The sequence below is a fragment of the Leyella stercorea DSM 18206 genome (genome assembly GCF_000235885.1).
Classification (GTDB): Bacteria; Bacteroidota; Bacteroidia; order Bacteroidales; family Bacteroidaceae; genus Prevotella; species Prevotella stercorea.
The window spans coordinates 36132-44987 of record NZ_JH379424.1; the positions used below are offsets into that span (position 1 = coordinate 36132).

Consider the following 8856-nt stretch of genomic DNA (forward strand, 5'->3'; position numbering starts at 1 on the left):
GCCTCCTATTATTTTGATAAGATTGATTCGATAGCCTTGAGCGAATTCTCAGTGATTACGAGCACCTCAGAATTGAGAACTTTGTATGCATTCACTGCTGTTGCTGTCATTACTTCAGCGCGCTGCAAGTTACGTGATGACAAAAATACGTTTTTATTTACTTCTGGCAAAAGAAGAAGGAGCTTTTTGCCCTCAACTTTAAGATTTTTAGTAATATTTACAAAATCTTTAGTCTTTGGAGCCTCCATTGTGAAGTCTTCGAGAACTACGATAGCGTTCTCCTGAGCCTTGTATGAAAGGGCTGACTTACGTGCGAGAGCCTTAACCTTCTTATTGAGCTTGAAGCTGTAGTTACGTGGCTTCGGACCGAAAACGCGACCACCACCTACGAGCACCGGTGAGTTGATATCACCACGGCGAGCACCGCCGCCGCCCTTCTGGCGTCCGAGCTTGCGTGTAGAACCGCTAACCTCGCTGCGCTCCTTCGACTTTGCTGTGCCCTGACGCTGGTTAGCGAGGTACTGCTTAACGTCGAGATAGAGTACGTGATCGTTAGGCTCGATTCCGAAGATTGCGTCGTTCAGCTGAACCTTTCTTCCGGTCTCCTGACCGTTGATATTTAATACGCTAACTTCCATTATTTCTTGATTAATACGGTTGAACCATTGCATCCGGCTACAGAACCCTTAACGAGAAGGAGGTTGTGCTCCGGAATTACCTTTAACACTTTGAGATTCTGGGTTGTAACGCGGTCGCCGCCCATCTGGCCGCCCATGCGCATTCCCTTGAATACCTTTGCTGGGTAAGAACAAGCACCGATAGAACCCGGCTTGCGTGCGCGGTCGTCCTGACCGTGTGTGCTCTGACCTACACCGCCGAATCCATGACGCTTAACAACACCCTGGAAACCTTTTCCCTTAGATGTGCCTACAATGTCAACAAACTCTGTGTTAGCGAAGAGCTCTACAGTGAGAACATCACCGAGGTTGTACTCCTCGTCAAACTTGAACTCGGCCAAGTGCTTCTTAGGTGTTGTACCAGCCTTCTTGAAGGTGCCCATCATAGGCTTTGTGGTGTTCTTTTCCTTAGCTTCACCATAGCCCAGCTGAACTGCCTTGTAGCCGTCTGTTTCAACGGTCTTTACCTGTGTTACAACACATGGACCAGCTTCGATAACAGTGCACGGTACGTTCTTACCGTCGGCACTGAAAACGGATGTCATTCCGATTTTTTTTCCAATTAATCCTGGCATTTCAAATGAATATTAAAAATGAAAATTACTATACTTTGATCTCTACTTCTACACCGCTCGGGAGTTCAAGCTTCATGAGCGCATCAACTGTCTTAGCTGTTGAGCTGTAGATGTCGATAAGACGTTTGAAGTCTGAGAGCTGGAACTGCTCACGTGATTTCTTGTTAACGAAAGTACTGCGGTTTACAGTGTAGATACGCTTGTGTGTAGGCAATGGAATAGGACCGCTAACGATAGCACCTGTGGCCTTAACTGCCTTCACGATCTTTTCAGCTGACTTGTCTACGAGCTTGTGGTCGTAGCTCTTCAGCTTGATACGAATTTTCTGACTCATAATTGTATTTAAAGTTTATAATGCAATTTAATGTGGCACGTTCAGCGTGATTATATTCTCAACTTGGAGTGCTGAACAGCCGAAAAAAGGAGGTGGGGTACGTCGCTTAAGAGTCATTCGCTAAGCGACGCCCCATGTCCCTTTAATATTTTTATCGTGAGAGAGGAGTCAGGAGAGAGGAGTCAGGAGTTAAGCCATTTGCTTGGTTTGCCAATCATTTGGCTTAACTTCTGTATTCTTCAATTCTGAATTCGTCTCGTTTAACGTGCTGATTACACGAGGTCTGCGCGACCCTTAACCTCCTCGAGCACTGCCTTAGCGATAGCACTTGAGAGTGGTGCATGGTGATCGTACTCCATAGAGCTTGTTGCACGACCTGAAGTGATAGTACGGAGAGCTGTTACGTAACCGAACATCTCTGACAGAGGTACCTGAGCCTTTACGATGCGGGCACCTGAGCGAGCCTCTTCCATGCCTTCTACCTGACCACGACGCTTGTTCAAGTCGCCGATTACGTCACCCATATTCTCCTCCGGAGTAACAACCTCTACCTTCATGATAGGCTCCATAAGAACCGGACCTGCCTTCGGGCAGCCGTTCTTGTAAGCGTTGAGGGCAGCGAGCTCGAATGACAACTGGTCAGAGTCAACCGGGTGGAACGAACCGTCGGTGAGGACAACCTTAAGGCCAGTCATCGGATAGCCACCGAGGATACCATTCTTCATGGCGTTCTCGAAGCCCTTCTGTACTGACGGGATGAACTCCTTAGGAATGTTACCGCCCTTAACCTCGTTAACGAACTGCAAGTCGCCTTCCTTGTAATCCTCGTCCTTCGGGCCGATTGTTACGATAATGTCAGCGAACTTACCGCGACCACCTGACTGCTTCTTGTAAACCTCACGGAGAGTTGTCGGCTTGGTGATTGCCTCCTTGTAGTTAACCTGTGGCTTACCCTGGTTACATTCAACCTTGAACTCACGCTTCAGACGGTCGATGATGATGTCGAGGTGAAGCTCACCCATACCAGAGATAATGGTCTGACCACTCTGCTCGTCGGTACGAACGGTGAATGTCGGGTCCTCTTCAGCAAGCTTAGCGAGACCGTTGTCGAGCTTAGCGATGTCAGCCTGGCTCTTCGGCTCTACTGCGATAGAGATTACGGTATCAGGGAACGACATTGACTCGAGTACGATCGGGTGTGCCTCGTCGCAGAGTGTGTCACCTGTGCGGATATCCTTGAAGCCTACACCTGCGCCGATATCACCAGCGTCGATTGACTCCATTGGAATTTCCTTATTTGAGTTCATCTGGAACAGACGGCTGATGCGCTCCTTCTTGCGTGAACGTGGGTTGTAAACGTAAGAACCTGCAACTACCTTACCTGAGTAAACGCGGAAGAATACCAGACGGCCCATGAACGGGTCAGTAGCGATCTTGAACGCGAGAGCTGATGTCGGCTCGTCCTCAGACGGCTTGCGGTCTTCCTCTTCCTCTGTGTCAGGGTTTGTACCAACGATAGCTGCTGTATCGAGAGGTGAAGGCAGGAATGCGCAAACGTAGTCGAGAAGCGGCTGAACGCCCTTGTTCTTGTATGAAGAACCGAGAAGCATAGGAGTGAGCTCCATAGAGATTGTACCCTTGCGGATAGCTGCGATAAGCTCCTCTTCTGTGATCTCCTGACCCTCGAGATACTTCTCCATGAGAGCGTCGTCAAAGTTGGCTGCGCTTTCAACCATCTTCTCGCGCCATTCGTTAGCCTCGTCAACGAGATCAGCAGGGATCTCCTCAACGTCGTACTCAGCGCCCATTGTCTCGTCGTGCCAAAGGATAGCCTTCATCTTGAGAAGGTCTACAACGCCCTTGAAGTTCTCCTCAGCTCCGATTGGAATCTGAATAGGACAAGGGTTAGCACCGAGGATGTCCTTCATCTGCTGCACTGTCTCGAAGAAGTCAGCACCTGAACGGTCCATCTTGTTTACGTAGCCGATACGCGGTACGTTATATTTGTCTGCCTGGCGCCATACTGTCTCTGACTGCGGCTGTACACCGTCAGCAGCAGAATATGTTGCAACTGCGCCGTCGAGTACACGGAGTGAACGCTCCACCTCAGCGGTAAAGTCAACGTGACCCGGGGTGTCAATCAAGTTAATCTTGTATGACTTACCAAGATAGTTCCAGTTACATGTTGTAGCAGCAGATGTGATAGTAATACCACGCTCCTGCTCCTGTGCCATCCAGTCCATGGTAGCAGCGCCGTCGTGAACCTCACCAATCTTATGAGTCTTACCTGTATAGAACAGGATACGCTCAGAAGTTGTGGTCTTACCAGCGTCGATATGCGCCATGATACCGATGTTACGAGTCAAATGTAAATCGCGATTTGCCATTTTTCCTTTTACCTTATTATTATATTAGAATCTGAAGTGAGCGAATGCGCGGTTAGCCTCTGCCATGCGGTGCATATCTTCCTTACGCTTGTAAGCACCACCCTGGTTGTTGAAAGCGTCCATGATCTCAGCAGCGAGCTTGTCTGCCATGCTCTTACCGCCACGCTTGCGTGCGAAGAGGATAAGGTTCTTCATAGAGATGCTCTCCTTGCGCTCTGCGCGGATCTCTGTCGGCACCTGGAAAGTAGCACCACCGATACGGCGGCTCTTTACCTCAACCTGCGGAGTGATGTTGTCGAGAGCCTGCTTCCAAATCTCGAGAGCCGACTTTTCCTCGTTCTGCATCTTTGCACCTACAGTTTCGAGTGCGTTGTAGAAGATTTCGTATGATGTATTCTTCTTACCATCATACATAAGGTGGTTTACAAACTTAGAGACCTTCTGGTCATTGAACTTCGGATCCGGAAGGATCACGCGCTTCTTTGGTTTTGCTTTTCTCATTTTGTTTGAAAAATTTCTGTCTGCATGGGGCTGTTTCTTACTGTTCTTCAATGTCCTCTCTTGGACATTTACTCAACCTGTCTATTAACAATTCTCCAGCAAAACGTTTTTAAAATTTGTTTCGTCCGACAATTTTCAGATTACTTCTTTGCCTTAGGACGCTTAGCACCGTACTTAGAACGACGCTGTGTGCGGTTTGCTACACCTGCTGTATCGAGTGTACCGCGAACGATGTGGTAACGTACACCTGGAAGGTCCTTTACACGACCACCGCGAACAAGCACGATTGAGTGCTCCTGAAGGTTGTGACCTTCTCCCGGGATGTAAGAGTTAACTTCCTTAGAGTTTGTGAGACGTACACGGGCAACTTTACGCATTGCCGAGTTAGGCTTCTTAGGTGTTGTTGTGTAAACGCGAACGCAAACACCACGACGCTGAGGGCATGAGTCCAAAGCCGGTGACTTGCTCTTGTCTACGAGCACCTTTCTGCCTTTTCTTACCAATTGTGAAATTGTAGGCATGATTTTAATTTTTTAATTTATATATTTTATTTTCAATTGTCGTGTTCATCAAACGGCTCTTTTACAAGCCGTTTTCGGGGTGCAAAGGTACTAACTTTTCTCGAAACTACCTAATATATAAAAACACAATCTCACTGCGGAATAAAAATTTTAATGTACTACAGGTTATTTTAACAACTGTTTACACAAACTTTTGTATTACTTCACTTCAAACACTAACCTCTTCTATAATCTGAACCACGAACTTATGCTATGCATTTTACGTGCTTTAACGACATTGAAGCATTGCGTTTTCCATCTGCGTCGACCGATGCGGACGTCTGCGTCGACCGATGCAGAAGTCTGCGCCGACCGGTGCGGATGTCTGCGTCGACCGGTGCGGATGTCTGTGCCGACCGGTGCGCAACGAAAAAGTGTGAGGTCCGCACTCAAAGAGTAGCGGTGTTTGACCACAAAAGGCGATAAAAAAAAGGCGCAATTCCATCGCTGGAACGCGCCTATGTGCATATTGGTTTGCCTAAGACTGTATTTAAGACAGCCTATAAGCTAATCATTGCGTGATTAAGCCTCCGGGTTATTGAACGGAGTAGCTGTGCGTGGCTGCTGTGCCTCTGGCAGATTAATCTTGCCGAAGTTCTGCTCATACTTCTGAATGTTGTCGTTGAGAGCCATGAGGAGACGCTTTGCGTGCTCAGGAGCCATTACGACACGGCTGCGTACCTGCGGCTGCTGCATACCTGGGAGCATACAAGTGAAGTCGAGGATAAAGTCGCTTGATGAGTGTGTGATGAGTGCGAGGTTAGCGTAAACGCCTACGCCGATTTCTGGCTTCAGTTCGATCTGAAGACCCTGGGGCTGCTGGTTCTTGTTCTCTTCCATTTTTGTTATTTTGTTTAAGTTATTAATTATGTGTTTTCCTTTTGTATCTGCAAAGATAATGCTTTCAGTTGGCTCGTGCAAATTATTTATTAGAAATATGCTTTTGTGCTTGCCAAATCTCTATGCTGTTAATGATGTTCTGCCACAGGATATAACAGCCAGGTCCTACCGCAGACAGGGGCGAGAGGTAGGTACAGGCTATCCATATGGCGAAGGCTGTGTTCTTCTGTCCGAGTCCTTGACCGGCGTTCACCGTCTCACCGAATTTGCTGCCTATGGCGCGTCCGCAAGCGAACTGAAATATGCAAAGCAACAACGACCCGATGGCGATGAGCAGCATAAAGACGAGTGTGGTTTCGGCGTGGAAGATGTTCTTCATCGTAGTGCCGGAGACGATGAGCAACGAGCATCCCCAAAGGTAGTATGAGAGGTCTTTTACGCTGACGATACGCCGACAGAGGTTCTTGACGTGATGCTTCACAACGTAGGCGAGCAACATAGGCACCACGAGCACCGTGAACACCTTATATAATATAAGGGCGAAGGCGGCGAGGAAGTGCATCTCGCGTTCGCTGTCGAGGAGCGGGAAGCAGACCGGTATCATCAGTGCCGTTATGAAGTTGGAGAGGAAGGTGTAGGTGGTCATCTCTTCGAGGTTGCCTCCGAGCTTCTGCGTTACGACCGGAGCAGCCGATGCACACGGACTGATGATGCACGTGAGTAGTGCTTCTGCGAGGATGAGCAGGTTGCCGCTCAGCCCGAAAGCGAGCACGGCTGCCATCACCGCGCCTACGCATAGCAGCTGAAACACGCCAACCCACCAGTGCCACGCTACGGGGCGTAGCTTACGAAAGTCGACCTTGCAGAACGTGACGAATAGCACGAGGAACATAAACATCGGAAGCATGGCATCGAACACGGGTGCGGCAGCTGTTGCAAAGCCGTCGAGCTGGGGCACGAGCGCAAATATTATATACACCACGCAGCCAGTTCCGATTGCCACGGGCAGCGTCCAGTCTTTCAATAAGCGTATAAGTTGCATAATCATTATGTTATATAAAGGCAAAAGTAGCTAAAATATATCAGATAGTAGCGATTGTTCGCATTAATTTAGTAATTTTGTACACATGAACGTAAAAATCGACAACTCATGGCGCGAGCATATTGGTGCGGAGTTTGAGAAACCTTACTTCTCTGCGCTCACCGACTTTGTACGCCACGAATATACCACCACGACGTGCTATCCGCCCGGGTCGCTCATCTTCAACGCCTTCAACCTCTGTCCGTTTGACCGTGTGAAGGTGGTGATAATAGGTCAAGACCCATACCACGAGCCCGGTCAGGCGCAGGGATTGAGTTTCTCCGTGCCCGAGGGTGTGCCTTTTCCGCCGTCGCTACAGAACATCTTCAAGGAGATACAGCTCGACCTCGGCAAACCCATGCCACCGACGGGCGACCTAACACGCTGGGCAGAGCAGGGCGTGCTGTTGCTCAACGCCACGCTCACTGTGCGTGCGCATCAGGCAGCGAGCCATCAGCGTCATGGCTGGGAACAGTTCACTGATGCTGCGATACGTGCGCTGAACGCCGAACGCGAGAACCTTGTATTCATCCTTTGGGGTGGCTATGCTCGTTCTAAGGCGCAGCTCATCGACCGCTCGCGCCACCTCGTGCTCGAGTCGGTACATCCCTCACCGCTGTCTGCCAACCGTGGCGGGTGGTTCGGCAACCACCACTTCTCGCAGTGCAACGCCTATCTGCGCGAGCATGGCGAGCAGGAGATTGACTGGTAACTCGCCCGCAGGCATTGCTCTACTGAGATATTCTCCCACAGAATTCACGGAATTCACGGAAGAGGTTGCTGAAAGTATTCTCCCACAGATTTCACAGATCGACACAGATAGGTTCTTTCAGGGGGTGCACTTGTCTCAAGTGCACCAACAGAGTAAGAAGTACACCAACAGAGCAAGAAGTGCAACAACAGAACGGGTTGGTGCACTTGAGACAAGTGCACCCCTTGAAAGCAGCATCTGTGAAAATCTGTGCAATCTGTGGGAGAACATACTGCAAGAAGGTTCTGTGTATTCCGTGAATTCCGTGGGAGAATATACAGCAAGAAGGTTCTGTGAAAATCTGTGCAATCTGTGGGAGAATATACAGCAAGAAGATTCTGTGTATTCCGTGAATTCCGTGGGAGAACATAAAGAAGAGTGCAATCTGTGGGAGAACATACAGCAAGAAGGTTCTGTGTGTTCCGTGAATTCCGTGGGAGAACAGACATAGCAAATAGAAATAATCATTAAGAAACAAAACAGAAATATGATACTCGACATTGAGAATATACTTGTCTCGTCTGACATCATCACCGAGCAGTTCTGCTGCGACCTCGATGCCTGCAAGGGCATCTGCTGCGTAGAGGGCGATGCCGGCGCACCCGTCACCCTCGAAGAGATTGGTGGCATTGAAGACGCGCTCGACACCGTATGGGGCGACATGTCGGCTCAGGCACAAGCCGTGGTCGACAAGCAAGGCGTGGCGTACACCGACCGCGAGGGCGACCTCGTGACAAGCATCGTGGGCGGCAAGGACTGCGTCTTTACGTGCTACGAGGGCGACTGCTGCCTATGCGCCTTGGAGCGTGCGCACCGCGCTGGCAAGACCTCGTTCATCAAGCCTATCTCCTGCGCCCTCTACCCCATCCGCGAGAAACGCTTCGCCAATGGTACCGTGGCACTCAACTACAACCGATGGGATGTGTGCAAGGACGCTGTGAAGAAGGGTCGCGAGCTGCAATTGCCCGTCTACAAGTTCCTCAAAGGTCCGCTCACCCGACGCTTCGGCAAGGAGTGGTACGCTGCGCTTTGCGAGGTGGCTGAACATTTCGACGAGCTTTGCGAGTAACGCTGTCGCCCACCCTATCCACTGATAGCAATACGAAATATACAATTACATAACCCGTTGGCGGAATTAATTTAGCGCATA

Annotated in this window: 10 protein-coding genes; 2 read left to right on the plus strand and 8 right to left on the minus strand. The window is 49.5% G+C overall.

Going from position 1 to position 8856, the window contains the following annotated elements; translation table 11 throughout:
* Positions 1-8: 8 nt before the first annotated feature.
* From rplD to HMPREF0673_RS06620, 8 genes are all read right to left on the minus strand, one after another.
* Positions 9-638 (minus strand): 50S ribosomal protein L4, encoded by a 630-nt coding sequence (rplD, locus tag HMPREF0673_RS06585; RefSeq protein ID WP_007899793.1) that lies wholly within the window; start codon positions 636-638, stop codon positions 9-11.
* On the minus strand, positions 638-1252 hold the full coding sequence (gene rplC / locus HMPREF0673_RS06590) for a 50S ribosomal protein L3 (protein ID WP_007899797.1): 615 nt from the start codon (positions 1250-1252) through the stop codon (positions 638-640). Before rplC ends, rplD begins: the two co-directional genes overlap by 1 nt.
* Positions 1253-1280: 28 nt before the next feature.
* On the minus strand, positions 1281-1586 hold the full coding sequence (rpsJ, locus tag HMPREF0673_RS06595) for a 30S ribosomal protein S10 (RefSeq protein ID WP_007899799.1): 306 nt from the start codon (positions 1584-1586) through the stop codon (positions 1281-1283).
* A gap of 272 nt (positions 1587-1858) precedes the next feature.
* The gene (gene fusA / locus HMPREF0673_RS06600; protein WP_007899801.1) at positions 1859-3973 is read right to left on the minus strand and encodes an elongation factor G; all 2115 of its coding nucleotides are present in this window, start codon (positions 3971-3973) and stop codon (positions 1859-1861) included.
* Between the two features lie 24 nt (positions 3974-3997).
* Positions 3998-4474, minus strand: coding sequence for a 30S ribosomal protein S7 (gene rpsG / locus HMPREF0673_RS06605; protein ID WP_007899803.1), 477 nt, complete (start codon positions 4472-4474; stop codon positions 3998-4000).
* 140 nt (positions 4475-4614) lie between these two features.
* Positions 4615-4995: a 30S ribosomal protein S12 gene (gene rpsL, locus HMPREF0673_RS06610; protein WP_007899805.1), complete on the minus strand. Its 381-nt coding sequence runs from the start codon at positions 4993-4995 to the stop codon at positions 4615-4617.
* 561 nt (positions 4996-5556) lie between these two features.
* Positions 5557-5874, minus strand: coding sequence for a DUF3467 domain-containing protein (locus HMPREF0673_RS06615; protein ID WP_022158826.1), 318 nt, complete (start codon positions 5872-5874; stop codon positions 5557-5559).
* An 82-nt stretch (positions 5875-5956) separates the two neighbouring features.
* Positions 5957-6916 (minus strand): bile acid:sodium symporter family protein, encoded by a 960-nt coding sequence (locus HMPREF0673_RS06620; protein ID WP_040596588.1) that lies wholly within the window; start codon positions 6914-6916, stop codon positions 5957-5959.
* Positions 6917-7001: 85 nt separating this feature from the next.
* On the opposite strand from HMPREF0673_RS06620, the gene ung reads away from it, so the two are divergent.
* On the plus strand, positions 7002-7667 hold the full coding sequence (ung, locus tag HMPREF0673_RS06625) for a uracil-DNA glycosylase (RefSeq protein ID WP_007899816.1): 666 nt from the start codon (positions 7002-7004) through the stop codon (positions 7665-7667).
* A gap of 526 nt (positions 7668-8193) precedes the next feature.
* Positions 8194-8775, plus strand: coding sequence for a DUF3109 family protein (locus HMPREF0673_RS06635; protein ID WP_007899822.1), 582 nt, complete (start codon positions 8194-8196; stop codon positions 8773-8775).
* Positions 8776-8856 lie beyond the last annotated feature (81 nt).

What these genes read in the sequence shown, in the direction of transcription:
- rplD (WP_007899793.1), bottom strand. Translation starts at nt 638, where the DNA reads ATGGAAGTTAGCGTATTAAATATCAACGGTCAGGAGACCGGAAGAAAG.
- rplC (WP_007899797.1), bottom strand. Translation starts at nt 1,252, where the DNA reads ATGCCAGGATTAATTGGAAAAAAAATCGGAATGACATCCGTTTTCAGT.
- rpsJ (WP_007899799.1), bottom strand. Translation starts at nt 1,586, where the DNA reads ATGAGTCAGAAAATTCGTATCAAGCTGAAGAGCTACGACCACAAGCTC.
- fusA (WP_007899801.1), bottom strand. Translation starts at nt 3,973, where the DNA reads ATGGCAAATCGCGATTTACATTTGACTCGTAACATCGGTATCATGGCG.
- rpsG (WP_007899803.1), bottom strand. Translation starts at nt 4,474, where the DNA reads ATGAGAAAAGCAAAACCAAAGAAGCGCGTGATCCTTCCGGATCCGAAG.
- rpsL (WP_007899805.1), bottom strand. Translation starts at nt 4,995, where the DNA reads ATGCCTACAATTTCACAATTGGTAAGAAAAGGCAGAAAGGTGCTCGTA.
- HMPREF0673_RS06615 (WP_022158826.1), bottom strand. Translation starts at nt 5,874, where the DNA reads ATGGAAGAGAACAAGAACCAGCAGCCCCAGGGTCTTCAGATCGAACTG.
- HMPREF0673_RS06620 (WP_040596588.1), bottom strand. Translation starts at nt 6,916, where the DNA reads ATGCAACTTATACGCTTATTGAAAGACTGGACGCTGCCCGTGGCAATC.
- ung (WP_007899816.1), top strand. Translation starts at nt 7,002, where the DNA reads ATGAACGTAAAAATCGACAACTCATGGCGCGAGCATATTGGTGCGGAG.
- HMPREF0673_RS06635 (WP_007899822.1), top strand. Translation starts at nt 8,194, where the DNA reads ATGATACTCGACATTGAGAATATACTTGTCTCGTCTGACATCATCACC.